Origin of the sequence: Prevotella sp. FD3004 (genome assembly GCF_000746155.1) — a bacterium.
In the GTDB taxonomy this organism is placed as follows: domain Bacteria; phylum Bacteroidota; class Bacteroidia; order Bacteroidales; family Bacteroidaceae; genus Prevotella.
In genome coordinates, this window is sequence record NZ_KN050820.1 from 411,437 (window position 1) to 437,234 (window position 25,798).

18 protein-coding genes are annotated in these 25,798 nt (G+C 43.5%); 14 read left to right on the top strand and 4 right to left on the bottom strand.

Going from position 1 to position 25,798, the window contains the following annotated elements:
- The first annotated feature begins 25 nt into the window (after nucleotides 1-25).
- Nucleotides 26-2,047 carry an alpha-L-arabinofuranosidase C-terminal domain-containing protein gene (locus tag T325_RS12115; protein WP_036914390.1) on the top strand — a complete coding sequence of 674 codons (2,022 nt, stop codon included), beginning with the start codon at nucleotides 26-28 and terminating at the stop codon, nucleotides 2,045-2,047.
- A 41-nt stretch (nucleotides 2,048-2,088) separates the two neighbouring features.
- Here T325_RS12115 and T325_RS12120 read toward each other — a convergent pair whose 3' ends face one another.
- The 3 genes from T325_RS12120 to T325_RS12130 form a co-directional block, all read right to left on the bottom strand.
- Nucleotides 2,089-4,593: an alpha-L-arabinofuranosidase C-terminal domain-containing protein gene (locus T325_RS12120; RefSeq protein ID WP_036914393.1), complete on the bottom strand. Its 2,505-nt coding sequence runs from the start codon at nucleotides 4,591-4,593 to the stop codon at nucleotides 2,089-2,091.
- A gap of 95 nt (nucleotides 4,594-4,688) precedes the next feature.
- On the bottom strand, nucleotides 4,689-6,080 hold the full coding sequence (locus T325_RS12125) for an MFS transporter (RefSeq protein ID WP_036914395.1): 1,392 nt from the start codon (nucleotides 6,078-6,080) through the stop codon (nucleotides 4,689-4,691).
- A 5-nt stretch (nucleotides 6,081-6,085) separates the two neighbouring features.
- The gene (locus T325_RS12130; protein ID WP_036914397.1) at nucleotides 6,086-8,050 is read right to left on the bottom strand and encodes a sialate O-acetylesterase; all 1,965 of its coding nucleotides are present in this window, start codon (nucleotides 8,048-8,050) and stop codon (nucleotides 6,086-6,088) included.
- 164 nt (nucleotides 8,051-8,214) lie between these two features.
- Between T325_RS12130 and T325_RS12135 the strand changes: the two genes are divergently transcribed.
- From T325_RS12135 to T325_RS12145, 3 genes are read left to right on the top strand one after another with little or no spacing between them, the layout of a single operon-like run.
- Nucleotides 8,215-9,657: an MFS transporter gene (locus T325_RS12135; protein WP_036914400.1), complete on the top strand. Its 1,443-nt coding sequence runs from the start codon at nucleotides 8,215-8,217 to the stop codon at nucleotides 9,655-9,657.
- Nucleotides 9,658-9,678: 21 nt separating this feature from the next.
- The gene (locus tag T325_RS12140; RefSeq protein WP_036914402.1) at nucleotides 9,679-10,680 is read left to right on the top strand and encodes a glycoside hydrolase family 43 protein; all 1,002 of its coding nucleotides are present in this window, start codon (nucleotides 9,679-9,681) and stop codon (nucleotides 10,678-10,680) included.
- Nucleotides 10,681-10,697: 17 nt separating this feature from the next.
- Complete coding sequence (locus T325_RS12145) at nucleotides 10,698-11,192, top strand: RNA polymerase sigma factor (protein ID WP_036914405.1); 495 nt, start codon at nucleotides 10,698-10,700, stop codon at nucleotides 11,190-11,192.
- On the opposite strand, the gene T325_RS12150 is transcribed toward T325_RS12145, so the two are convergent.
- Complete coding sequence (locus T325_RS12150; RefSeq protein ID WP_036914406.1) at nucleotides 11,193-12,197, bottom strand: iron ABC transporter permease; 1,005 nt, start codon at nucleotides 12,195-12,197, stop codon at nucleotides 11,193-11,195.
- Between the two features lie 104 nt (nucleotides 12,198-12,301).
- Between T325_RS12150 and T325_RS12155 the strand changes: the two genes are divergently transcribed.
- From T325_RS12155 to lepB, 10 genes are all read left to right on the top strand, one after another.
- On the top strand, nucleotides 12,302-14,680 hold the full coding sequence (locus tag T325_RS12155; RefSeq protein WP_231622237.1) for a glycoside hydrolase family 9 protein: 2,379 nt from the start codon (nucleotides 12,302-12,304) through the stop codon (nucleotides 14,678-14,680).
- Between the two features lie 22 nt (nucleotides 14,681-14,702).
- Nucleotides 14,703-17,174 (top strand): glycoside hydrolase family 3 N-terminal domain-containing protein, encoded by a 2,472-nt coding sequence (locus T325_RS12160; protein WP_036914408.1) that lies wholly within the window; start codon nucleotides 14,703-14,705, stop codon nucleotides 17,172-17,174.
- A gap of 559 nt (nucleotides 17,175-17,733) precedes the next feature.
- Nucleotides 17,734-17,988 (top strand): NVEALA domain-containing protein, encoded by a 255-nt coding sequence (locus T325_RS12165; RefSeq protein WP_036914410.1) that lies wholly within the window; start codon nucleotides 17,734-17,736, stop codon nucleotides 17,986-17,988.
- A gap of 135 nt (nucleotides 17,989-18,123) precedes the next feature.
- Nucleotides 18,124-19,269, top strand: a complete 1,146-nt coding sequence (locus tag T325_RS12170; protein WP_036914413.1) for a hypothetical protein — start codon at nucleotides 18,124-18,126, stop codon at nucleotides 19,267-19,269.
- A 9-nt stretch (nucleotides 19,270-19,278) separates the two neighbouring features.
- Nucleotides 19,279-19,857 (top strand): hypothetical protein, encoded by a 579-nt coding sequence (locus T325_RS12485; RefSeq protein ID WP_051949886.1) that lies wholly within the window; start codon nucleotides 19,279-19,281, stop codon nucleotides 19,855-19,857.
- Nucleotides 19,858-20,007: 150 nt separating this feature from the next.
- Nucleotides 20,008-20,262: an NVEALA domain-containing protein gene (locus tag T325_RS12180; RefSeq protein WP_036914416.1), complete on the top strand. Its 255-nt coding sequence runs from the start codon at nucleotides 20,008-20,010 to the stop codon at nucleotides 20,260-20,262.
- 94 nt (nucleotides 20,263-20,356) lie between these two features.
- Nucleotides 20,357-21,442 (top strand): hypothetical protein, encoded by a 1,086-nt coding sequence (locus tag T325_RS12185; RefSeq protein ID WP_036914419.1) that lies wholly within the window; start codon nucleotides 20,357-20,359, stop codon nucleotides 21,440-21,442.
- 63 nt (nucleotides 21,443-21,505) lie between these two features.
- Nucleotides 21,506-24,340, top strand: coding sequence for an RICIN domain-containing protein (locus T325_RS12190; protein WP_036914422.1), 2,835 nt, complete (start codon nucleotides 21,506-21,508; stop codon nucleotides 24,338-24,340).
- Nucleotides 24,341-24,354: 14 nt separating this feature from the next.
- Nucleotides 24,355-24,987: a MauE/DoxX family redox-associated membrane protein gene (locus T325_RS12195; RefSeq protein WP_036914425.1), complete on the top strand. Its 633-nt coding sequence runs from the start codon at nucleotides 24,355-24,357 to the stop codon at nucleotides 24,985-24,987.
- Nucleotides 24,971-25,798 carry a signal peptidase I gene (lepB, locus tag T325_RS12200; RefSeq protein WP_051949887.1) on the top strand — a complete coding sequence of 276 codons (828 nt, stop codon included), beginning with the start codon at nucleotides 24,971-24,973 and terminating at the stop codon, nucleotides 25,796-25,798. Before T325_RS12195 ends, lepB begins: the two co-directional genes overlap by 17 nt.

The window sequence follows — 25,798 nt, forward strand, 5'->3', positions numbered from 1 at the left end:
GGAATTTTCTAACTTATTATACAACATGAATAGACGAGCAACTTTAGCTGCCCTTCTGATGGTAGCCACGATGGGACTCAGCGCCCAAAAGCCTATGACTGCGCCAGCTGGCGGCAAGGCTATCAGTGACGAATTAATCGGTATCTTTTTTGAAGACATCAGCAGTTCTGCTGATGGTGGACTCTATGCCGAACTGGTACAAAACGGATCCTTCGAGTACAGCCCCGTTGAACGCGACGGATGGGGACCTGGCACTTTCTGGCGCATGATACGCCCAGGACATTCCACAGGATGGCTTGAGCCACGCATGGACAATAGTATCCATCCAAACAACCCCACCTATATGCGCCTACACGTTGAGCGCACCAAGGAGTATCATGACTATCGCGGATGGAGAGGTTTCGGTATTCAGAACGACGGATTCGATGGTATCTCGGTAAGGGACGGCAAGACATACAATTTCTCAGCCTTCTTCCGCAATATCGACGACAAAGGCAAACAGATTCGAATCGCCCTCGTAGAGCCCCAGATGGGCTGGCCTCCCAAGGATCCGAAACTATTGGCTGATACCATCATCAATATCAACAGTAAATCGTGGCAGAAATACGAAGCTGCACTCTCTGTCAAGGAGTATTCCCCAAAGGCCGTCCTTCAGATATTGGTACTCGATAAGGGTGAGATTGATGTCGATATGGTATCACTCATGCCTCAGGATACCTATAAGGGGCACGGCATGCGCACAGATCTGGCAGAGGCTCTGGCAGAGCTCCAACCCAAGTTCATGCGCTTTCCTGGCGGATGCGTAGTTCATGGCGGTGGCGATGGCTTCTGGGATACATATCGATGGAAAAACACCATCGGCCCCAAAGAACAGCGCAAAGGATTGAAGAATACATGGGGTTACCACCAGAGCATGGGATTGGGCTTCTATGAGTATTTCCAGTTCTGCGAGGATCTTGGCATGGAGCCAGTACCCATCCTGCCTGCTGGCGTAAGCTGTCAGGGCGCCAACGGCGGTTGGAACATGTGGCCCACTCAGGCTCAAGATGCTTGTCCAATGGAAGAGATGGATGAATGGGTTGATGAGGCCCTCGACCTTATTGAATGGGCCAATGGCGATCCTGCGACCTCGAAGTGGGCCAAGATGCGTGCAGATGCTGGTCACCCGGCTCCCTTCAATCTGAAATATTTGGGCCTCGGCAACGAGGAGAAAATCTCTCCAGAATTCTGCGAGCGCTTTAAATATATATATGAACGCGTAATGAAAGCTCATCCGGAAATCGTTATCGTTGGCACAGCTGGTCCTGGATCGCATGCCAATAATCCTGATTTCCAAAACGGTTGGAAACTCGCAGAAGAAACGGGTATGCCAATCATCGACGAACATTACTACGAACCCCGCGACTACTTCCTGAACAAACGACAGTATGACAATTATCCTCGCGATCGCAAGACAAAGGTTTACCTTGGTGAATATGCTGCCAAGGACAAGAAACTGATTGACGCGCTTGCGGAGGGTCTGTATCTGCTCCATGTAGAACGCAACGGTGATGTAGTATCTATGACTTCATATGCTCCCCTCTTTGCCAAAAAGGACGCCACCAATTGGAATCCAGATCTCATCTATTTCGACAACCAGCGCACTTATCTCACTTGCAGCTACTATATTCAGCAGATGTTTGGACAGAGTGCTGGTCAGTATTACTATGGCGACTGTGTGAAGTTTGAAGGTGATGCTCCTGATGCTTGCCAACCCATGGAGAATGTACACTACGGCCAGTCAGTTGTCTTAAACGTCAAAACGCGTGAACTTTTTGTCAAGCTCTGCAATGCTAGTGACGAAACAAAGACTGCCCACATTGACTTGAGTCGTTTCAAGACCATGAAGAAACCTGCTTTAAGGTCTTACATCATTGGACAGCCAGACGACGAGAACAACTATGAAGCCCAGCCTATCTTTACAAAAGGTGAGACCTTCAAGGCTGAGAAGAAGTTCGACTTCCAGTTGAAGCCTTACTCAATGGTTATGCTGAGATACAAACTTTAATCAGAAATAAAAAAGCCCCCGCCAATAAGCGAGGGCTTTTTTCATAACCTTATCACCCTAAAGGCATAAGGTGGAAGGACTATCTTTTCACCTTTCACTTCGAAACTCTTCACCTCTACGCTTTGCTCTTCAGGCTGGCCATCGAAACCCTCAGCCAATGTCCCCTCAGGAATCATCAGACCATTAAGGCTAATGGTCAGTTCCACGGGCAAGGCATTAACGAGTTTCAGATACTTCTTTCCCGTTTTGGAGTCGCGGACCATACTAGCAGCAATACGATGTTTCAGTTGCAGAGGAATACCCGACAACGATGTTGCCACATAGCGGTCTCCGCTATTGACAGAGAACAGTCGCTGAGTCTCATAAGCTGGCGTAGGACACACTTCTGTGTTCGAGAAGTAAATCATATCAGGATCCCAATTACGATGACCATCCTTGGCCAGCATAGGAGCATAGGAAGTCATCTCCACCACATCACCGTTTCGCTCTATATCTGTGAGATACAGAGCCTCAGCCAAGGCCGTCTCTACATTCGGACGCTTTTCCGGCGTTGAAGCAGCGTATTCACCAAGATAAACCTTGGGCATATGGCGATCATAATTATCATAATAATCACGATGATGCATAAACCAACCAGTACTTTCATAATAATGCTCATCTACCATATACTGCAAATCCGAATGTTTCTTCGAGAAATCCCATCCTTCAAGATAGTCTGCGCTTGGAGCATGGAAAGGTCCTACGGTTCCACATATCTTTATCTCTGGATACTTCTCACGGATGGCGCGACAAATCATCTCGTAGCGTTCCTCGAAAACGGTAGAAATGATATCCTCGTTACCAATACCCAGATATTTCAGATTGAAGGGAGCTGGATGACCTGCATCTACACGCATCTTGGCCCACTTCGAGGTGGTCGGGTCTCCATTAGCCCATTCGATTAAGTTGAGAAGTTCCTGAATATAGGCAGGCATCTGATCCATGGGGATACCGCCTTGTTGCCCACCGATACCATCACGATTATTATTTGAATTCTGACAAGGCACACCTGCTGCCAAAACAGGTAATGGCTCAGCCCCAATATCCTCACAAAACTGAAAAAATTCGAAGAATCCAAGCCCACGTGTCTGGTGGTAGCCCCAGATATTGAAATCGGGCTTACGATCCTGCAACGGACCTATGGTGTGATTCCAATGATATATATTTTCGAGCCCCTGTCCGTGACTCATGCATCCGCCAGGAAATCGCACGAATTTAGGCTTCAAGTCTGCGATGACCTGAGCCAAATCTTTTCGCAAACCATTCTTGCGATGCATAAACGTCTCCTGCGGGAAGAGGCTAACCATATCTATACCCGCTTTTATACCCTTTACGCCAATCACAGCCAGACGGGCTTTTGTGCAGGAGCGCTTTGCCGTAAGCACTGCATCATATTTTTTCCAATCACTCCCTTCTGTCTTTAGCGTAGCTTTGGCCAGCACTACATCATTAGAATCGACAAGTTGGATTATGAACGACTTCTTGGCATTGTAGTTGCGTACGAACATTGAGAAGTCATATTTTTCACCAGCATTCACAGCAATACCATCCCAGCCTTCATTATAGATAGTGTCGTTTCCCAATACGGCATAGCGTGGATTGTTCTTACTCAGCGGATCAACCTGCACAACGTTAATAGGCTTCGAAGCACTCCATGCCGTCGTAGCCTTCCAACCACGATGATCCTTGGGTACATACTCGAAGTCGCGGTTCTGAATCAGTTCACCATAAAGGCCACCATCAGCCGCATAGCTAATATCCTCAAAGAAGATGCCAATAAGCTTGTCACTAATCGTCTTTTCCTGATTAGTGATGGTTAGCACGGCTTCAACAGGCTGCAAATCAGGAAAATTCTTAGCATCCTCATACATACGTTCCTGACTCTGTTTCCCATCTTGGGCAAGACGGTTGAAATAATCAGTTATCACCCCCATCTCTGCGGCTGAGAGTTCAAACAGGCATCCATCCACCGACAGCCCATTTACCATAGCAGTATCACGTGTCCAAGCCACATCATCTATCAGGCTCTTCTCGTCTTTACTAAACTGGCGAAAATCATTTGAGGCAGAAACCCAACGTTTTTCACCACCTTTCGTCTTGAAATAGATATCGAAAGAACCATTCTCATTAGCAAAAACGGTGGGCTGCAAACATTGGCTGGTTGTCATAATTGGATAATCCTGCGGACGCCAGCTAACAAGGTCCTTTGAATAGGCCGCCGCAAAAAGCGGACTCTTGTCATTAACTTGGAATACCAGACGCCATGAGCCGTCGTTAGCACGAGCCACCGAGGGATGGTACATCCGTTTCTCAGCCCCCCAGGTACCATAATCCGACGAACAGAGTTGACCGAGTTCTTTCCAACCTGTTTCCGTCTGCTGGGCAATGTGTAGCCCAGCGCGCTCACTTGGGGAATAAATAAAAACCTGCTTGGTTTCTTGGGCATGAATAGCAATGGCAACAACAACCAACAGCCCAATCATTCCTAAACGTATAATCCTTTTCATCGATGTTGTTTCCTATTTTGCCGGCAAAGATACAAAAAAAGCCGAAAGCGTCAAAACTTTCGGCTTAAATTCTATTTAAGCAATAATGCTATTCTTTATCCACGTGCCTCAATCTCCTTGTTTATTTCATCAAGTCTCTCATCAGTAAGAGGATACTTATAAACAAGACATCCTACAACAATCAGAAGAGCAGCAGGAATAATACAAGTAAACACCAGAATGGCATTCTGTGCTGTGGCAGAATATTCGGCAAGGTGCGTGTAATAAGCATTAACTGGTGCGCTGATGAACGAAGCCAGGAACACGGTTACAAAGATGCTCAGTACCAGCTGAAGGCACTTATTGGCCTTAAACTCAGCAAACATCTCGCCGTAAGTAACAGGTTTCTCGGGTGTGGTGGCAATCCGCTCCTTACAGCCAGTGAAGCAGTAAAGCAAAAGCAAAAAGCCGATAACAGCAAATACACAAGTAACCGTAAACCAGGCAACAGGATCGATAGGAAGAGCCGACTCTTCGCTGGCCAGATCAAAACCAATCATACCCATAACCAATGGGGTAATCCAACCTGCTATTGAGAAACCTGCCTTGAAAGCCACACCAGCAAGTGCATTAACAGTAGCAGCAGGGCGATTGCCTGTACGATATTCGGCCTCGGTAATAACCTCAGGCACAAGTGCCCACATCAACGAACCGACAAGAAGTCCAACGCCAGTCATCACCTTGGCTGCCTGAACAAGGGTATTAAGACCCTCAACATCAAAGAACTTACCAATGGTGAACAAGATGGCAAAGCCAACAAAACCGATGGAGAGAAGCATATAATAAAGACCTTTCTTACCCAACCATCTCTTAAGCATTGGCAAAGATGGCAGAATTATGAAAGCAGGAATGGTACCAATGGCCATGAACAAAGCCTGATTCCAGTCGATAACTGTATGGGCAACAATTGCAAGACCAATGGGGAAACCTGCCTGAACTACGATCTGACCAATATTGGCACATACCATACGGGTAGATGTAAGCTTCAGTACCTCGTCGTTGTCGCGAGTCATACTGGCCATAATAGAGCCATAAGGAATGTTTACTACAGAATAAATCATACTCAGCGTCGTGTAGCTGACTGTAGCATAGACAATCTTCATGCCTGTAGACCAGGTTGCAGCTTGAGGAAGCATCAACAAGCAGGCGGCAATCGTAAGAGGAATACCACCATACAAAAGGTAGGTACGATACTTACCTAACCTCGGATTGCGGTTATCAATATAACGCCCAACTACAGGACTCCAGAAACAGTCGATAAGACGGACAGAAAGAATCAGTCCGCTTACAAATGCCGGATTAATCTTCAATACTGTAGTAAGGTAAAGCATTAAGTAACATGCCACCGTTTGAAAAATCAGATTCTGCGCCAGGTCGCCCGACCCATAGCCGATGCGCTGGAGCCAAGAGAGCTTGTAGAAGCCTTTGGTTTCGTTAGTTGTACTCATAATTATTATTTGTTATTAATTGTTATTTCAAATGAACTCATGGGCAAACCTTTGAGTGAACGGACATTGGCCGCTATAGGATTGTCTTTCCACGCATATCGGATTATGAGAGGTGAGTGGTGAGAAGCAAGAGGTGAAGAAATAATAACACGATTGCCTTCGGCGGTTGCATCAGCATTCTGGAATTTACCGTCATCGCCAGCCACCTCGAAGGTATAAAGTTTACCAGATTGAACGGGTTGATCGAGGGTAAGGAAGATTTTTCCGTCGTTCACCTCAGACGCAATGACTTCTGGAGCAAGCTTCACCTTATTATTATATAGAAGACGGTCAAAACAAAGGCTAATACGTTCGGCGACCTCTTTTTTACGAAGAGGATGGATGTCAACCGATTCTCCCAAGTCATTGATAACCGCGAGTTCTGCACGACTATCGCTTTTTGCGACAAGGCGCTGTGCCTCACGAAGCTGAGCCCATCCGCTATTAACTGGCATAAGTTGGGGAGTCATTGGCCTTGGGAAAGCAGTCTGTTGACGTCCATCATAATTAGCTAACTGCACAATAACAAAAGGCATTTGCTGATCCTGCCAACAGCTACGCCAGCTACCCATTAGCTTTTTCAGATAGTCTGCATAGGGAGCAGGATCACCCGTGTTTGACTCACCCTGATACCACACCACACCCGAGAGGGCATAAGGAGCAAGGGGATAAAGCACAGCATTATAGAGCGTAGTAGGGATATTCTGTAGTGATACATCGCCACTAGGACAATTAGGCATCTCGGCTCCAACCTGCATTTTCCACATATCACTAAGAGGGATGACATCCTTAGGCATTGGATTCTGCGAACAGCGATCATCACCAAAAGCTATCAAATAAGGCTTTTCGGGAAGGAAGTGAACCACACCATACTTGTTGATAAAGCGAATGGTAATCACATTATCACCCTCACGAAGTAAGCCCTCTGGGATATCATAGCGACGCGGAGGATACTGATAGCCTGTCTGTCCTATCTGCTGACCATTAAGATAAGTGACATCACGATCAAAAAGCGTACCAAGCAACAATCGGGCAGGCTTTCCTGCGTGCATCTTATCTATATTGATATGCTGTCGCAGCCAAATGGTACCCGTACCGCGCCATCCCCAATTGTTTTGGTTTATGGCCTGCCAACCTGAATCATCGTATTGCGTTGCCGTCCAGTTATACTGAATACCAGGATCGGCATTCTGAAGCATCTTCTGCCATTGACGCTCAGCCAGCATATTGGCTTGCATCTGCTCTTTCACATAGTCGTCACTCTGAAAGAACTGAACGCGCTTCACGAGCATGGGATAATCTTTCTCAAGAGAGTCTTTCGATATCCATGCCTCTATAGGTGTACCTCCCCAACTATTGACGATGATGCCCTGTGGCACCTTGTTTTTCTCGAACATACGCTTGCCAAGAAAGTAGCCAACCGCTGAAAATGGCCACGCGTTCTTCTTGTTAAGGGTCTTCCAATTGATAGATGTAGGACGGATATCGTCACGGACACCGTGCGTATCGGTATCGTTCTGCACACGAAACAAACGTATCTGTGTATTCTCATCGTTATCAATCTCCTCGGTATACTGCGGATAAACCCGTTCAATATGTACATCTATATTTGACTGACCAGAGAGAAGCCACACATCACCAACGAGAATATTGTCAATCGTCAATTCACCAATAGTCATTGTATATGGACCTCCCGCCTTCATCTTGGGCAGGTCTATGCGCCATTTACCTTCTGCATCGGCAATAGCTGTATATTCCTTCTTGTTAAATGCGATGGTCACGGTTTCACCAGCATCGGCTTTACCCCAAACAGGAACAGGCTTACCACGCTGTATGACCATACCAGACTGAAATAACTGAGGCAAAATAACCTTTGCGCCAGCGAGAGAGGTGCATAAAAGTGCAACAAAGAATAATGTGATCTTCTTCATACAATTGTTGATTTCAGTTGCAAATTTACTAAAAACTCCCGTTGAAATGGCCAAAACTTATCTTTTTATTTTGCCATGAAACATTTAGAAAAGCATCTGTAACAAATCAGAATGTCAAATGAGCCATTTTTCACTACCTTTGCAGCAAATTTCTATTATTCTTCATGAAGCAGTCATCATCACAAAAAGTATCATTAGGCGAGAAGCTCGGCTACTCATTAGGGGATGCCGCAGCCAATCTGGTGTTCCAGATGATGATGATTTTCCAATTGAAATTCTATACCGATGTGTTCGGTCTGGACGGAGCAATAGCAGGAAGTGTTCTGATGATTGCAAGTATCTCCGCCATTATTGTCGATCCCACTATTGGAATTCTCACAGACCTCACATCAACACGTTGGGGAAAGTTCCGTCCGTGGATTATCTGGACTGCAATTCCCTTCTGTTTGTTCTACATGTTAGCGTTCTACAACCCCGGCATTCAAGAAAAAGGAATGGTTGCTACTTATGCCACCATTTCTTATGTATTGCTCATGTCGATCTATTCGTTTAACAATATACCATATACATCGTTAGGCGGTGTGATGACTAGCGACATCCATGAACGCACGAGTATTACAACCATTCGTTTTGTCGTTGTAACCATTGCCCAGTTTGTGGTTCAAGGACTGACACTACCTCTGGTAGATCATTTCTCAAAAGGTAGCACTCTGCAACATGGCTGGAGTTGTACCATAGGTATTTTTGCCTGCATCGCTCTCATTTTCTTTATAGTCACTTTCCTCGTGACAAAGGAACGCATCCAACCGCCTCCCAGGCAGCAGATAAGCATTAAGGAAGATGTAAAAAATACGGTCTCAAGTGTTTCCTGGAACGCAATGGCGCTTCTCACCTTTGCTATCTTCATTACATTGGCCATGTGGGGTTCAGCCATGAATTTCTATTTCCAATATAATGTTGACCAGAAATCGCTTTACGATTTCCTTTCCCATTTTATTACTATTGAGCAAGAGAATGTATATTCCGTCGGCTTCTCTGCCTTTAACATGATGGGAGCCGTTGTTCAGTTTACTGGTGTGATTTGCTTCTCCCGATATCTCGCCAACAAATACGGCAAGAAGAAAACCTTTATTGTCTGTCTTTCGATGACAGCATTCTTTACGGCCCTCTTTTATATTCCAACCCCAACAGATGTCAGTTTGATGTTTGTACTCAATTTCCTCCGTTCATTGGCATATGCTCCAACCATACCACTGCTATGGGCAATGATTGGCGACGTAGCCGACCATATTGAATACGAGAGTCACCGTAGAGCTACAGGCTTCTGCTTCTCTGGCATCGTTCTGGCTCTGAAACTCGGTCTAGGGTTTGGCGGTGCAATTGCTGGCATCATCATCTCTATGTTCGGTTATGTCTCTGGCAATGTGTCAGTACAGAATGAAAGTGCAACCGAAGGCATTCGCCTCGTATCAAGCCTTGTACCCGCCTTGCTCTTCTGCGTAGGCGTCATGGCTCTCTATTTCTACCCGATTACAAAGGAATTCAACGAAAATATGCAGGCTGAACTGGCGGCACGCCGCCGGATGGCCGAGAAAAAAGAATACTAATTAATTTCAAAGCAAGAAAATATGAAACCGCGTTATCTTTTCCCTAAAGATTATTATGCAGACCCTTCTGCCAATGTGTTTAATGGTCGACTCTATGTTTATCCATCTCACGACTGGGAGGCTGGTGCTGCTTTTGATGATGATGGTGGCCATTTCCAGATGAAGGACTACCACGTAATTTCCATGGATGATGTGGAAAACGGTGAGGTGACCGATCATGGCATGATACTCCACGTAGACCAAGTTCCCTGGGCAGAAAAGCAGATGTGGGACAACGACGTAACGGAGAAAGATGGCAAATACTACCTTATCTTCTCTGCTAAAGACTACAATGGTGTGTTCCACCTTGGTGTTGCCGTCAGCGACACCCCTGAAGGCCCGTTCATTCCTGAGCCTCAGCCTATCCGTGGCTCTATGAGTATCGACCCTAGTGTATTCAAGGACGATGATGGCCAGATATACTGCTATTTCGGCGGATTATGGGGCGGTCAGCTTCAGTGGTATCAGGCTCCGGAAAAGCTGATTAAGGAAGGCGTCGACCTCGGCCCTGCCGCCGATAAGAAGACACAGCTTTTCGCACCAGCCGATGTTCCTGCTCTGCCCAGTTTCGTCGTTCGTATGAGCGACGATGTAAAGCAGTTTGCCGAAGCACCACGCAACGTCATTGTTATCGATAAGAATGGTGAGCCTCTGAAAGCCGGTGATCCTCACCGTTTCTTCGAAGCATCTTGGATGCATAAGTACAATGGTAAATACTATTTCAGCTATTCTACTGGTGACAGTCACATGCTGTGTTATGCCATCGGTGATAATCCTTACGGACCATTCACCTATCAGGGTGTTATCCTTGATCCGGTAGTAGGTTGGACGACTCATCACTCTATAGTAGAGTATAAGGACGAGTGGTTCCTGTTCTACCACGATTGTGTTCCGAGTAATGATATCACCCATCTACGCTCATTAAAAGTACAGCGTCTGTTCTACAATGAGGATGGAACAATTCAAAAGGTTGTAAATGAATAGATTTCTGCTCGTTTACAATGCAAGAACTGATAACCAACTATTACATGACACACCGCGACGAGCTGCTGGCATATGTCAGCAGCCGTCTTGGTGGTAGCAGTATGTCGGAAGATATCGTACAAAACGTTTTTCTTCGCCTACTGACCACCGATAAGATGGTTACCCCAGAAACCCTGCCTGCGTTAATCTACACAATAACCCGTCGACAAATCATCGACTACTATCGCCGTCACACCACCTTTGAACAATATGAACACTATATCAAGCGTGTGTGCAGCGATGAGACTTCTATGGAGTCTGTATTTTCGGCCCATGAAATCATGGAACAGCTTGAACACGGAATAGCACATCTACCTGAAAATTGTCGCAACATCTATCGGCTTCACATCTATAATGGAATGAAGGTAGGTGAGATATCAAAAGAGTTAGGTGAAGGTTATAAGTCGGTAGAGCATCGTCTTGGCACAGCCCGTAAGGTTATGCGTGAACAACTTATAGCCGTCGGCTATTAGCTAACGTTTTCTGGCAATCACGTAAATAATGACAGGCGCCCCTATCAGGGGTGTCACTGCGTTCAGGGGTATCACCCCGCTCTCACCTGGAAGGAAACAGATGAGATTACAAACAAGTGCCACCACAGAGCCACACAACAATGTTGCAGGCAATAGCTGACGATGATTGTCAGTTGTCATCAGTAGGCGTGCGATATGAGGAACAGCCAGTCCGATGAAAGCCACGGGACCGCAAAAAGCCGTTGTAATAGCCGTCAGAACACCGGTTACTATCAGCAACCAGTTTCTGACCATGAGAATATTCACACCTAGATTCTCAGCATATCTGTCGCCAAGCATCAAGGCATTCAATGGCTTGATAAGCAGTAAAGCGCCAAGAAGACCTGCCAATGTAACAAAGGCAAAGATTGGCATGTTCGACATCGAGACACCGCCAAACGACCCCATTCCCCATACCATATACGACTTCACACCCTCATCGGTAGCGAAGAAGTTCAGCAAAGAAATGGCTGAATTAGAGATATAGCCAATCATTATACCGATAATCAGCAGCATCACATTGTTACGTACCAGCGAAGAAAAGAAAAAGATAACTACCATCACCGTCATGGCTCCGATAAAGGCAGCTATCAGGATGGCCGCAAAACCACTTAGCTGCAGCGAGCCAACAGATAGTCCACCACCAAGAAAGAGCATCACAAGAGCCACTCCCAAACCAGCACCACTATTGATACCAAAAACACTCGGTCCAGCCAAAGGATTACGGAAAGCCGTCTGCAACAGCAGACCGCTCACAGCAAGGGCTGCACCACAGAGCATCGCTGTCAGAGCCTGAGGAAGTCTTGATTGCAGAATAATAAACTGCCACGACGCTTTTTCAGTCTCATCACCCAGGAGTATACGCACCACATCTTCTATAGGAATCGATACCGACCCCATGAGCAGGTTCATAACAAAAAGCACCGCTATAAGCGGTATAAAAAGATACACTCCAAATTGCTTCATGTCGTTACTCTTGACTCTTTTCGCGTGCAAATTTACAATTTTTTTTATTATCCGTGCGCATAACTGCCATTTTTGTTGTATCTTTGCACCCATACCAACAAAATATGAATGAAATGAGACATTATTTCCACTCCTTTTTAGCAGGTCTTTTCCTGCTATCGGCAAGTCCGGCAGAAGCCACTAAACTCATAGGCCTTAAAGTGATTGACAAAGACTACCTCATGGTACATTTCCGTGACGGTGAGGTGCACTACCGCGATGACGGTACTGGTCCGAGTGCCTATCTGGGCCACTCTTTTGCCGAGGGCGACGACACGCTCATTGTATTCGGTGAGCGCCTGAGACTACCAGAAGCTCAGCAAACAGCTTTGTGGCAGATTAGTTCTACTGACGATAAAGCTTTTGTTGCCTCACACCCCCTAAAGGTATGGAGAAAATCAAAACCGATGAATACTGACCATACGCTAACTAGCGAATGCGACCACTGGCTCTTTCTTCAGTTACCACAATCCATGAAACAGGGTTGTAACTACACTGTTAATATCCCTAGTGGAATCGGTTCCGACCAATCATCTGCTACTGTATGTTTCGACATCTGGAACACCATGTCAGAGGCTGTCCATGTCAATATCATAGGTTACTCACCAACAGAGCAGATTCATGCAGCCGACCTTTATCAGTGGCTGGGCGACGGCGGACAAAGAGACTATCGTTCATGGGAGGGTCGTAAGGTATACCTTTATAATATCAAGACCAATAAGAAAAAGAATGTTGGTGTGGTCAAGTTTTGGAAACAGGCATCAGAGGCTAAAAACGAGGCTGGCGAGAAGAACCTCATAGGTACCGATGTCTGGAACATCGACTTTAAGTCGGCTGTTCCTGGGCGCTACCGCCTAGTGGTAGAGGATGTGGGATGCAGCATGGACTTCGACATTGCTTCCGACATCTACTACCAGCCTTTCCGCTATTCCGTACGTGGTTATTACTACATGCGTCTTGGCGAGCCTAAAGATCCTGAGCATGTATGGCCCGTTCCCCGTCAGCCCCAGTTCATTCCCGAGACCGATCCCAAGGGATTTACAGTTTATAAGACCGATTTTCATCCCTTCTGTCAGGAATGGCGCGACTTGCGCACAGATGTTTGGGACGAGCCCCATTTCAAGTCTCTCAAGGATTCCCGCTTCTGGCAGCATCGTCTGCCTGGCAATCCTGTGAATACAGAAGTAAAGGGTGGCCATTCCGATGCATTCGATTGGGACCGCCATCTGGCACATGTCAGCAATATCTACGATATGCTACTGCCTTATATCCTCTCTGGCGGACGTCTTTCCGACGACAATCTGGGTATCCGTGAGAGCGGTAATGGCATTCCTGATATCATCGACGAGGCTCGCAATGAGGTTGATTTCTTCCTCTCTATCCGCGATGGCGAAGCCTATTCACAGGGTGTAACCAATCCATGTGCCGACTGGAGTGTGATGTTCCAGGCTGGCTGTACCACGATGGCAGCATGGGCTAATGCCGCCAACTGTGCTATCCTTGGCGAGGCTTTCCGTCTGCAGAAGAACGACTCCTTGCAAAAATACTATACCGACGAAGCCATCAAAGCCTTCCGCTATGCCTCCAAGCAGGAGTGGAACCAACTCGACGACCTGCAGGACATTGGTAGCATGCAGATGCGAGGCCGCGACTTCCGTCAGCTTGCATCTGCTTTCCTCTATAACCTTACCGGTGATGAGCAGTGGGAGAAGGTTTTTGTCGAGGAGAGCATAATTAAGAGCCCACAGTCGCCTATCTTCAGCAAGGGCCGTCATGGCTTCTTTGGTGTCGGAGTGATGCATGAAGAGAACAAAGACCTCGTGCCCTTCTGTCAAATTTGGGCCGCAGCAGCTTATCTCACTTGTCCCCATCAGCGCCATTTCGCTGACGTTTACCAGAATTTGAAGTCGAGCATCAACGCCCAGGCAGAAACATATAACATCTCACACATGGCCAAACGCCCTTCACGCCGTACTGCCAACGATGATCGCTGGCAGGTTTCGCAGAACCTGCAACTGGTAATGATGGCACACTACATTGCCGACAAACCCCACAAGAAGGAACTGGAACATGTGATGTATACAGAAGCCAGCTGGGCGATGGGCCGCAATCCTGGTAACATTGTAGAGATGACAGGACTGGGTGAGCGCCATATCACCGACTGTTACACCACTGGTCGCAACGATGGTGCTCCAGAGAGCCATCCAGGACAGACGCCTTTCAACGGCACAGAAACATGGTCGCCTGGCCATAACGGAGGCGATGCCCGCGTCATCCTGAAATACTGTTATCCAGAGTGGAACGTAAATAGCAAGGACAACAGTTGGCCACGCCAGGAATCTTATTTCAACCAGCGTTACTTCTGGGTAAACGGCGAGTTCACTCCTCGTGAGACCATGCGTGGCAAGATGGCCCTGCTCGGCTATCTCTATGCAATCAGATAAATTTTTTATATTAATCTACAATATGACGACAAAGAACCTATTTATCGCAGCCTTTGCATTGGTGAGCATCAGTGCCCAGGCGCAGAAACCTGCCATCCCCCGCGATGCGGCATTGGAGGCAAAAATTGAGAAAACCCTTTCACGTATGACACTCGATGAGAAGATCGGACAGATGCTTGAATTGAATCTCGACGTGATGGGCAAGATGACAATTGAGAATGCTAAAATCGATCGCGAGAAAGTGCGCTCTGTACTTCAGCAATATGGAAGACCTGATTCTGAGATTGAGGCTGTGCTGAAAATGAAGGATCAAGAGATCCTTGACAAGCTTGGCAACTTCCCTGTTGATATCTATCAGGGTGAGACAAAGCGTATATGGAAACTCAACGAGACGATGCTCGACACACTCATTTCAAAGTGGAAGGTGGGCTCTATTCTCAATGCCCCTGGCACTCGCGCCTCAAGCGTAGAACAGTGGCAGAAGTGGATCCAACTGATTCAGAAGAAGTCAATGAAGTATCTGGGCATCCCCGATATCTACGGACTCGACCATAATCACGGTGTCACTTATACTCAAGGCGGAACACTCTTCCCCCAACCCATCAACCTGGGTGCCTCGTTCAACACCGAATTGGCTTTCAGAGGTGCAGAGATTACTGCCTATGAGAGTCGTGCAGCTAACTGCCCATGGGTGTACAATCCTGTAGTAGACCTGAGCCGCGATCCTCGCTGGCCTCGCATGTATGAGAGTTTTGGCGAGGACGCCATCGTAAACTCTAAGATGGTAGTAGCCGAAATCAGAGGCTATCAGGGTGAGGACAATAACCACATCGACCGTTTCCATGTTGGAACCAGCACCAAACACTATTTTGGTTATGGCGCCCCTTGGACAGGTAAGGACCGTACCCCTGCTTACCTCTCGCCACAGATGATTCGTGAGAAATATTTCGAGCCCTTCAAGGCCGCAGCTCTCGCAGGCACACTCACCATGATGGTCAACTCTGCCTCTATCAACGGCGTGCCCCTTCATGCCAGCTACGAATACCTTACAAAATGGCTGAAAGAAGACCTGCAGTGGGACGGCTTCCTCGTAACCGACTGGGCTGATATAAACAGTCTGTACACCCGTGAAAAGGTGGCAAAGAACAAAAAGGACGCCATCCGTATTGCTATCAATGCTGGTATCGACATGTCGATGGACCCCTATAGCGTTGAGTTCTGCATCCTGCTGAAGGAGCTTGTCAACGAAGGCAAGGTGAAGATGACTCGTATCGACGATGCCGTTCGCCGTATCCTCCGTGCAAAATATCGCCTCGGCCTCTTCGATGAGCCCAACACTGGTGGTAAAGGTTTCGAGAAGTTTGGTTGCGACGAGTTTGCCAAAGCCTCTCTTCTGGCTGCAGAAGAGTCTGAGGTGTTGCTGAAAAACGAAGGTATTCTGCCACTGGCCAAGGGAAAGAAGATTCTGCTGACTGGTCCTAACGCCAACCAGATGCGCTGCCTGCATGGTGGCTGGAGCTACACATGGCAGGGTTCGAAGGCAGAAGACCTCTCTGAGAAATACAACACCATTTATGAGGCCCTCTGCAATAAGTATGGCGAAGAAAATGTCATCCTCGAACAGGGCGTGACTTATAACGAAGACGGCGCCTATTACGACGAAAACGAGCCCCAGATCGACAAAGCCGTAGCTGCTGCAGCTCAGGCCGATGTTATCATCGCTGCCATTGGCGAGAACTCTTACACAGAGACGCCTGGCAACCTCACCGACCTCTGGCTCTCCGAGAACCAGCGCAACCTTGTGAAGGCACTTGCCAAAACAGGCAAACCCATCGTTCTTGTACTCAACGAAGGTCGTCCACGTCTCATCGCCGACATCGAACCGCTGGCTAAGGCTATCGTTGATATCCTCATTCCCGGTAACTATGGCGGCGACGCCCTCGCCAACCTGCTCGCTGGCGATGCCAACTTCTCTGCCAAGCTGCCTTACACCTATCCACGTGAGATCAACTCACTGAACACCTATGACTATAAGGTTTCTGAAGAGGTTGGTACGATGGCTGGCGCCTACAACTACGATGCGAAGGTCAGCCTCCAGTGGCCCTTCGGCTATGGTCTCAGCTATACCACCTTCGATTACTCTAACCTGAAGGTCGACAAGGCTCAGTTTACTGCCGACGATGTACTCACCATCAGCGTTGATGTGAAGAATACTGGTACCAAGGCCGGTAAAGAGGCTGTTCTACTCTATTCAAGCGATCTCGTCGCCAGCATCGTGCCCGACAACAAGCGCCTGCGCGATTTCACGAAGATTTCGCTGGAGCCTGGTGAGACCAAGACCGTGACGTTCCAGCTTCCCGCCAGCAAACTCGCCTTCGTAGGCGCTGATGGTCGTTGGACTCTTGAGGATGGTGACTTCATCCTGAAAATTGGCAACCAGACCGTTCACACAGCCTGCACCCAGACCAAAGTATGGGATGAGCCGAACATCTGAATTCCCTGCTTAATATAAACAAAGGTGCTGTCCGTGTTGACGGATAGCACCCTTATTATTTTACTAGAGATTATGACACCGAGGATATGTATCAAAAACATTGTCAAATGTTACCCGATACTATAATAAGTGCTGCAATAAATGTTGCGCAACGATGCCGCAACGATGCAATCTATTAAATTTCAATACGTTATACTTAAAAAAAACAAACGAACCCAAACCTCATTTTGCAACACTTTTTTCTTTGAAGAAAGAGAATAAACTCTTAACTTTGCGGTGTACTTTTATCTTGAAACATTCTTATATTGTTGTACATTACAAATGTTTTGAATCAGTAACTCAACCTTTAACCATTAAAACTTGAAACAAAGTATTTGGGATATCTGATTTATTTAGGAAATAGCGGAAACTATAGTACTATATATTTGCGATGTTTAAACAAAAGTCACTAACGTAGAAAATTACAAAGATGTGATTACCTACAACAGTGACGAGCAAACGGAGGATGCCGAAAATCCGCAATTAAGAGTAGGCATGAAACTAAAAATTATCAACAAAAATGAAAAAGAATGTATTAAAGACAATGGTTGCTGCTGTATGTATAGTAGCTGCTGGCATGGGTGGTATGAAGGCGTATAACGCTGCAAATCAGTCTGAGATGGATATGCTCCTTGCTGAGAATGTTGAGGCACTGAGTCAGGGTGATGATGCTAGAGCTATTTGTAACGCACATTGTTCGTATTGTCCTGGCGACAGATGCACGTTCCAGTTCGGTAACCAATATTGGGCATGTTTGGATATGGTTAAGAAATAAAGGGCTGTAGCTTTTTATTTAATTATGAATATCACTACTGTCCCAATAAATAAGGACGAGTTTAGATTTAATAAAATAACGATCAGCCCTCTTTAACGGGACGGTAGTGATTTAATATTTTTATAAGAAGAAAAAATGAATTTGTTGGATATCTTTTCGAAAAGTAACACCTCATGTAATATAAATAGAATTTTTTCTGTAGTAGTAGTTCTTACTTATATTACAACTTCTTGTAATACTCGTAGTGATAGTGTAGTTGATTGTGTCAATTTAAAAAGTCAGGCAGCAGTAATTGATACTACGAATAGTGAAATGTATCCTATTTGTATGGTTGGCAACATTGTTCTCTCAAAGGAGCTTTATGGTGAACAAAACTATTATGCTAGCATTATTGGTAATGACAAAAGTAGCAAACCTGAGCTATTGTTCAGAAAAGGACATGGACATAATGAATTCACGCTATTGACATTCGGTAGATCAGCCGATAAGTCTCTGCTCCTTTTGGATGAAGCTTTAAGTGCAAAGCCTATTTCAATGACTGTTATTTCAGAGATAGATAGTATTGGCAATATAAAAAAGCAAGATAATTGGAAAAGATATGATTTGACGAAATTGCCTCCATTTAGAATAGCAGCTAAAACTTTTTGTTCATTATCAGATTCTACAATTTTGACTCCTGGAGCTCCGTTTGATCATCTGGGTAGTATCTTTTCTGTGATTGATTTTAAAAATTGTAAAGCGTTTCCCCTGGAATTCTGGCCCGATGATGGTATGGAAATTGAAACAATGGTAAAACATGCTGTTTATACTGATAACAGTTCGGTTTTTGAGAATGGAAATGGTCGCTATTTATATCAGTGTAGAGAAGGGAATTTCGTATTTATATTCTCTATAGATAATAACAAAGTGAATGTCATTAAAAATCTATACACCGTATATCCGGATTATATAACAGAAGACGGACAAAATTATAGAATGAAATCGCGTCGACCTGAAACCTTGGCGTGTGCAGTTAATAATAATTATATATATATACTGCTTAAGGAATTTGATAAAGAAGGAAATAAAAGAGAAGAATGGCGTCCTGACTTATATGGAAACATAGTTGAGGTATATGATTGGGATGGAAATAAACAAAAAGAAATCCGTCTTGATCATTATGGTCAAAGAATAATGCTATCTGAAAATAATAATAAGATACATCTATTTACAGATGATTATTATGAAGACGAAATGAAATCAGATATCTGGATATATGATTTAAATGGAATAGTTAATTAATTTGCTATTATGAAGAGTCTTTATTTTTTGTTCCTAATTGTAGTATGTTCATTCATTACTGCATGTGATTCTAATAAAAGTAAGATAAAAAATACAATAGAGCAAATGCAATCTGCTCAGATTGTGATTCCTTATGATAAACTAGATTGTTGGACAAGCGATTCTTTAAAAAAGATATCGCCTTGGAAGAATGCAAAATTAAAGTTAGTACATTATATTGATTCGACCCAATGTTCATCTTGCTATCTAGTGAAAAAACAGGTGTTAGAACCATTATTAAATTTAGAGGAAGAATCAAATAATCAGTTCTGCAATATATTTATTGTCCATCCTGGTAATAATTCAAGGAATTGGAAAGTGTTGACAAATAATTATAAGCATAAGTCTACCCCTACCACACTATTTATTGATTCTTTGCATATTTTCATGGATAAAAATCCCAATTTGCCCAAAGAAGTGATGTTTCATACATTTCTGTTGGACGAAAAAAATAGTGTAGTTTTTGTTGGCAATCCTTTTAATGTAAACATTCGTAACAAAACAATTGCAATCATTAAACATAAACTTTCTAACTCAAATAAAGACTGATATTATTATAACTTTGCGATGTTTGAACAAGAGTTACCAATGTAGTTAAAATTACAAGGATGTAATTGCCTGCAACTATGACGAGCAAACGGAAGAAGCCGAAAATCCGTAACTAAGAGTAGGCATAAAATAAAAAAATTATCAACAAAAATGAAAAAAAATGTATTAAAGACAATGGTTGCTGCAGTATGTGTAGTAGCTGCTGGCATGGGCGGAATGAAAGCGTATAACGCTGAAAACCAGTCTAACACCAACGTACTCCTTACTGAGAACGTTGAAGCACTGAGTGCTGGTGATGGGACTGTGACTGCTGTCGTATGTTCTTATGTACCAGGTTGGACCTGTGTAATTGGTGTCAATGGAAATAAATTCGAAATTTGGCACAACTATAAAAATGTTTGGTAAAACTTGATGTATGAGGTTTACATCCATATATTTGAATATATGGATGTAAAACCTCTTTCTATATATATACTCTTTCTATATATTTTATGATAGTATGAAAACCAAAAATTTGATTACAATTCTAATTGGCATCACATCATTATTCTCCTGTTCTAACCAAAATGGTGCAGTAAATGAAGTTTCCCTTGAAGGACAAATTGTAAAAATAGACGTAAATGAAGGGAAGTGGCCAAAATGGATGTTGGGGGACTATATCTATGCCAGAGATCATGACTTTAACCTTCATCTGGGGAAACTGACAAAAACAGAATGGCAGAAAACAGAGAGAGTTTTTGTATGTGGCCAAGGGCACAATGAGTTTGGATTAATGACCCTATCACAAGATAATACAGGAGCATTATATGTTTTGAATCTACCTATTGACGGAGGGAAGTTGATTTCATTAACGAAAATCCAACAAACAGTCAATGTTGAAACCATTAAAGACCCAACAAATTGGGAAAAATATGACCTTAGGCAACTGCCTCCTTTCTTGCAAAATGGTGATACATTTGTAGTCTTATCCGACTCCACTATTCTCGTTACAGGAACACCTGCAAACGATATGCATCACATATTATCAATTATCAACTTTAAAAATCTCACAGTCACACCTCTGGACTATTGGCCAGACGATGATACGCCAGAGAATCTAGTAGAATTCAAATGGATGGTACATACTAGTGGCAGTGGTGTTAGTGGGAATGGCAAAGACAGATACCTCTATTGGGATGATTCGGGGAAACTTGCTTTCATATTTACTATTGATGGCGCAAAAACAAATATATTGAGCCAGATATATTCCGATCGTCTTCCTATCCAGGGAATAGATAAAACACCATCAACAGAACGTATACATTGTTGTGCAGATAATGAACGGATTTATTTACTTTATAAAGATTCTAACAGTAAGGGAGTAAAAATAGAAAAATATGATAGTAAAGATCCCTTTCCGATGGGTAACACTGTCGAGGTATACGACTGGGATGGCGTAAAACAACAGGTCATTCATCTTGACAAATTTGGAAGAGTGATTATGTTATCAAAGGATAGCAAAACCCTTTACCTTTATTCTGAAGATATGAATGATGAATCAGATCCATACATTTACTCATACGATTTGAGTACTCTAAATCCATAATTCATATATAGAATGAAAATAGTTGGGAAGAAAGCTTAGTACAAAAAACAGGTAAAATAAATAATGAAAAGATTCTCGTTTATCCTGACACTTATCCTATTGCTGAATTCTTGTAACGATGAACTTAACCGCAATTTGGATCTCTCGGGTTCTAACCGTCCAGAACTGGAAAAGGTACTTGAATATTTTAAGGACAATCCTAATCCTTTGAAATATAAAGCTGCATGTTTTATCATAGAAAACATTCCCTATCATCGTACTTATTGGGGTGATAAGGCGAAGGCGTATGAGGATGCCTACATAACAATGGCGACCGATGCTAAGGAATTTCATGATAGCGTGATTACCAGAGAATTAGACAAACTTGGACACGATGCCTTAATTACCCGTTCTGAAGTCCAGGCTATTAAAGCTGAGTATCTGATTAAAGCAATAAACGATGCCTGTGACACATGGGAAAGAGTGAACTGGAATAAGGATTACGATGAATCATTGTTTCTCAATTATGTTTTACCATACAGAATATACAACGAACTTGTAAGTGACTGGCATGAGACCATAAAACAAGAATTCCCCTATTTGAATGCTTCTATTGTATACAGCGAAAGAGGTGTTCAGTTTTCTGCATTTACAGGAAAAATTGTGAATGCGAAGATAATAGATTCGCAAAATGCGCTTAACGGGAAGGCTGTACTTTTTGACAAAGTTGGAGGATCTGTTACGTTCACTATTCATTCTGGCATTGCCGCGCAAAAGCTTGTTCGGTTTAGATATTCCACCTTACCAAAAGATACAAAGGTTCTGATTGAAGTAAATGGAAAATCTACGGGAATCTTTGATTTTGAGCCAATGAATGACATAAAATTATTCCGTGGTTCTCGATTTGGGAAAGTAGTAGATTTACAAAAAGGGGAGAATAAGATCACTGTGAAGTTTGCTAATAATCCATTCGTCCTTGACTATATAGAAGTGGCCGCATACGAGCCATATTCTGATGAGAAATGTGAGGATTATTCCACCTCATATTGTCAGATTCAGAATATTGGTACAAAAAACTATGTATCTATTGACACGTTGCATTCAACCATTGGTCAACCCATAACTTTGAAGAAGTTTTCTGCTAATGATAAGACTCTAAACCTTCGGTTTGATTATCTTGGCTATCCTTCTTGGAAGATCTCTCCTATGGAACAAGTTGATTTGTGCATGGAAGATCACTGGGTAAGTCTTGACACAATGTCTATTGTCAGCAAATACAAGACAATAGACAGGGAAGATGAAGATAACCATTATGTTTATGACGTTAGTTATTATCAGACGAAGTATGTTAATCACCAAAAATGGGTGATAATTCCTATTGACGGAACCGAATGCAAGATAATGAATAAACTTTCCGGTTTATTTTTGGAGTCAAGCGTTGACAAAGAAACTGGCAAGGAGATACTTGTGCAGAACTTCTATTCGGGGAAGCCTACTCAGAGATGGAAGATAAGTAAAGTTGGAAAGAATCCTTATGCAAACCAGTTTTTCAGGATTGGAAGTGTTTTGTCAGAAGGATTGAAGGTGACAGATGTTATGAAGCAGTTCGAGTTTGAGGAACATAGAGGATCAATAAACCCAAGTCTTTCATCAATAGTAAAATATCGTACTGGCAGCTGTATTGATGAAACTGCATATACAATTGCACTATCAAGATATCTTGGTATTCCTACAGCAGTCGATTTTACTCCCCATTGGGGAAATCGTCCACTCAGTCATTATTGGGCGGCTTTAGTTTTGCCTAATGGTAAGGGTACACCTTTTTATATGGGATATGCACCTGGTGATACAGCACAATTCGCACATAGCTATCTCAAGCCCAAAATATACAGATTTCGCTATGAACTTAACCGTGATATCGTAACTGATTTAAAAGGCGAGGAAAGCGTGCCTCCATTGTTCAGATATCCAAAGTTTACAGATGTTACAGACGAATATCATCCTACATCAGATGTGAAGCGTGACATACCAAAAGAATATAGAAATCATGATGTAGCATATATCTGCGTTAATGACAAGGAAGAATGGATTCCCGTACACTATGGAAAAATTTCATGGGGAAGTGCAACATTTACCAAGATGGGGCGTAATATCCTGTACCTTGTAGGGGTTTGGGAAGATGGAGAAATTGTGCCTGTTGGCAATCCGTTTATACTTAAGGCTGATGGCTCAATCAGGGAAGTTAATTGTGATAAAAACAAGCGCCAGACAATGACATTAAAGCGAAAATATCCTTTCTTTGCAATGTTTGATGAATTTAATGGGCGAATGGATTACGGAAAATTCCAAGGAAGTAATTGCGCCGATTTCTCAAAGGCATCGACTCTGTATATACACAGGGGTGCCACTGAAGGATGTTGGTATGAGGCAAGGCTGAAACCAACCAATGAGAAATATAAGTATCTTCGTTATATCGGAAACATCGGTTCATATTGTAATGTGAATGAGATAGAATTTTATAACAGCAAAGGACAGAAAGTTGAAGGTAAGGTGATTGGTACGGAAGGAACAGACAAAAAGACTAAGGAAAACGCCTTTGACGGTGATGTACTCACTGGTTTTAATGGTATAAGCGCTAATGATCATTGGGTAGGATTGGAATTATCACAACCTTCAGATGTTGCCATGATAAGGTATATGCCTCGTAATGACGGTAACAGCATTGAGATTGGCGACTATTACCAACTACAAATGTATGATAATGGGAAATGGAAAACCTTAGGATACAAGACTGCTCAAGATACAAAACTGGTATTTAAGAATATACCATCCGGTGGATTGTATCTGCTCAGGGACAGAACAAAAGGTAAAGAAGAACGAATCTTTACTTACGAGAAAGGCAAGCAGGTTTGGTGGTAATATTGACAAGACTAATGATTATAAAAGAAAAAATAAGAACAACATTACGCATTGCGCTTGGGGCATGTTTTATTCTCTCTGGCGTAATGAAGGCTATTAATGTATATTCATTTGCTCAAGAGATAAGACTATATATCGAGGCATATATGGATACTTACTTCGCAAAATGGGCTGTTGAGATTGCGGTTGTGATTTGTGCAATAGAGACAATAACGGGTTTGTTGGCTTTGAGGAAGAAGTATGTAGCGATTGTTTCTGTTGTATTCCTTGGCATGATGTCTTTTTTTGTCTGGCTTACAGGCGTTAATCTGTTCTATCCTTCACTGATGGGAAGTATTGAGTCTTGTGGATGCTTTGGGGAATTGGTGCATTTTTCTCCGTTGACTTCTTTCGTGAAAAGTATCGTGTTATGGGGAATGGCAGCTGGACTATTTGGACTTTGTTTGAAGGCTGATTGGGGAAAGTCTTTAAAAAACATTATGATGAGTGGCAAAACGTATGTGATATTGATAGCTGGAGCATTGCCTCCAGTATATTCGTACCTTTGCTTTGAGAATATGGAACATGGATGGTATCTTACTGGATATCTTGCTTTGTGTGTTATTGTTGTGGGAATATTAGTTTTTTGTTATGAAAATAGGAAATAGGATTTTCAATTATACAGTAAATACCATCATATCAGTAACCATAATATATGGATTATGGCTACTGATGCGTATATGTGTATTTGACTATTTCACGATTCCAACCAATTCGATGTACCCCACGCTAAAGCCTGAGGATAAGGTAATTGTGAACAAACTGCTGATCGGGGCGAGGATATACACGGATTTTGACTTTAATACAAAAGGCCAAGAACTGAAATCGTTCAGAATGAAGGGAATAAGAAGTGTAAAGCATAATGACATTATTGTGTTTAATGTTCCAATCCATGATGATCATTTCTCTTTTGTTATTAATAATAATATGTGTAAGCGCGTCGTGGCAGTTCCAGGAGATAGCCTCAGTGTTGTAGACGGATATTATAAGAATAATAATTATAGAGGAACTTTGGGATTGGAATCTATGCAGAAGAAACTCGCTGAAACTCCAGACTCGATGATGTATGGAATTGTATTAGAAGCCTATCCGTTTGATAAGCATGTGGATTGGAAAATTAAACAGTTTGGACCGATGTATATTCCACGTTTGGGAGATGTGATTTCTCTTACAGCAAGAGAAGGCGTGATATATAGAAGAATGATGGAATGGGAATTAGGCAAAAAAATAACTTGGGATTGGCAGAAAGATGTAGTCTATGCAGATGGCAAGGTTATAAAGAGGCACATATTTAAGCATAACTATTACTTTTGTGCTGGGGATAATGCGCTTGATTCGGATGATTCACGTTATTGGGGCCTTGTCCCTGAAGAGTATATAATAGGAATTGTAGCAAAGGTTATTCAGGGAGAGAAATAA

Bases quoted from the DNA above. Each gene is read 5' to 3' on its own strand.
- T325_RS12115 (WP_036914390.1), top strand. From the start codon at position 26: ATGAATAGACGAGCAACTTTAGCTGCCCTTCTGATGGTAGCCACGATG.
- T325_RS12120 (WP_036914393.1), bottom strand. From the start codon at position 4,593: ATGAAAAGGATTATACGTTTAGGAATGATTGGGCTGTTGGTTGTTGTT.
- T325_RS12125 (WP_036914395.1), bottom strand. From the start codon at position 6,080: ATGAGTACAACTAACGAAACCAAAGGCTTCTACAAGCTCTCTTGGCTC.
- T325_RS12130 (WP_036914397.1), bottom strand. From the start codon at position 8,050: ATGAAGAAGATCACATTATTCTTTGTTGCACTTTTATGCACCTCTCTC.
- T325_RS12135 (WP_036914400.1), top strand. From the start codon at position 8,215: ATGAAGCAGTCATCATCACAAAAAGTATCATTAGGCGAGAAGCTCGGC.
- T325_RS12140 (WP_036914402.1), top strand. From the start codon at position 9,679: ATGAAACCGCGTTATCTTTTCCCTAAAGATTATTATGCAGACCCTTCT.
- T325_RS12145 (WP_036914405.1), top strand. From the start codon at position 10,698: ATGCAAGAACTGATAACCAACTATTACATGACACACCGCGACGAGCTG.
- T325_RS12150 (WP_036914406.1), bottom strand. From the start codon at position 12,197: ATGAAGCAATTTGGAGTGTATCTTTTTATACCGCTTATAGCGGTGCTT.
- T325_RS12155 (WP_231622237.1), top strand. From the start codon at position 12,302: ATGAATGAAATGAGACATTATTTCCACTCCTTTTTAGCAGGTCTTTTC.
- T325_RS12160 (WP_036914408.1), top strand. From the start codon at position 14,703: ATGACGACAAAGAACCTATTTATCGCAGCCTTTGCATTGGTGAGCATC.
- T325_RS12165 (WP_036914410.1), top strand. From the start codon at position 17,734: ATGAAAAAGAATGTATTAAAGACAATGGTTGCTGCTGTATGTATAGTA.
- T325_RS12170 (WP_036914413.1), top strand. From the start codon at position 18,124: ATGAATTTGTTGGATATCTTTTCGAAAAGTAACACCTCATGTAATATA.
- T325_RS12485 (WP_051949886.1), top strand. From the start codon at position 19,279: ATGAAGAGTCTTTATTTTTTGTTCCTAATTGTAGTATGTTCATTCATT.
- T325_RS12180 (WP_036914416.1), top strand. From the start codon at position 20,008: ATGAAAAAAAATGTATTAAAGACAATGGTTGCTGCAGTATGTGTAGTA.
- T325_RS12185 (WP_036914419.1), top strand. From the start codon at position 20,357: ATGAAAACCAAAAATTTGATTACAATTCTAATTGGCATCACATCATTA.
- T325_RS12190 (WP_036914422.1), top strand. From the start codon at position 21,506: ATGAAAAGATTCTCGTTTATCCTGACACTTATCCTATTGCTGAATTCT.
- T325_RS12195 (WP_036914425.1), top strand. From the start codon at position 24,355: ATGATTATAAAAGAAAAAATAAGAACAACATTACGCATTGCGCTTGGG.
- lepB (WP_051949887.1), top strand. From the start codon at position 24,971: ATGAAAATAGGAAATAGGATTTTCAATTATACAGTAAATACCATCATA.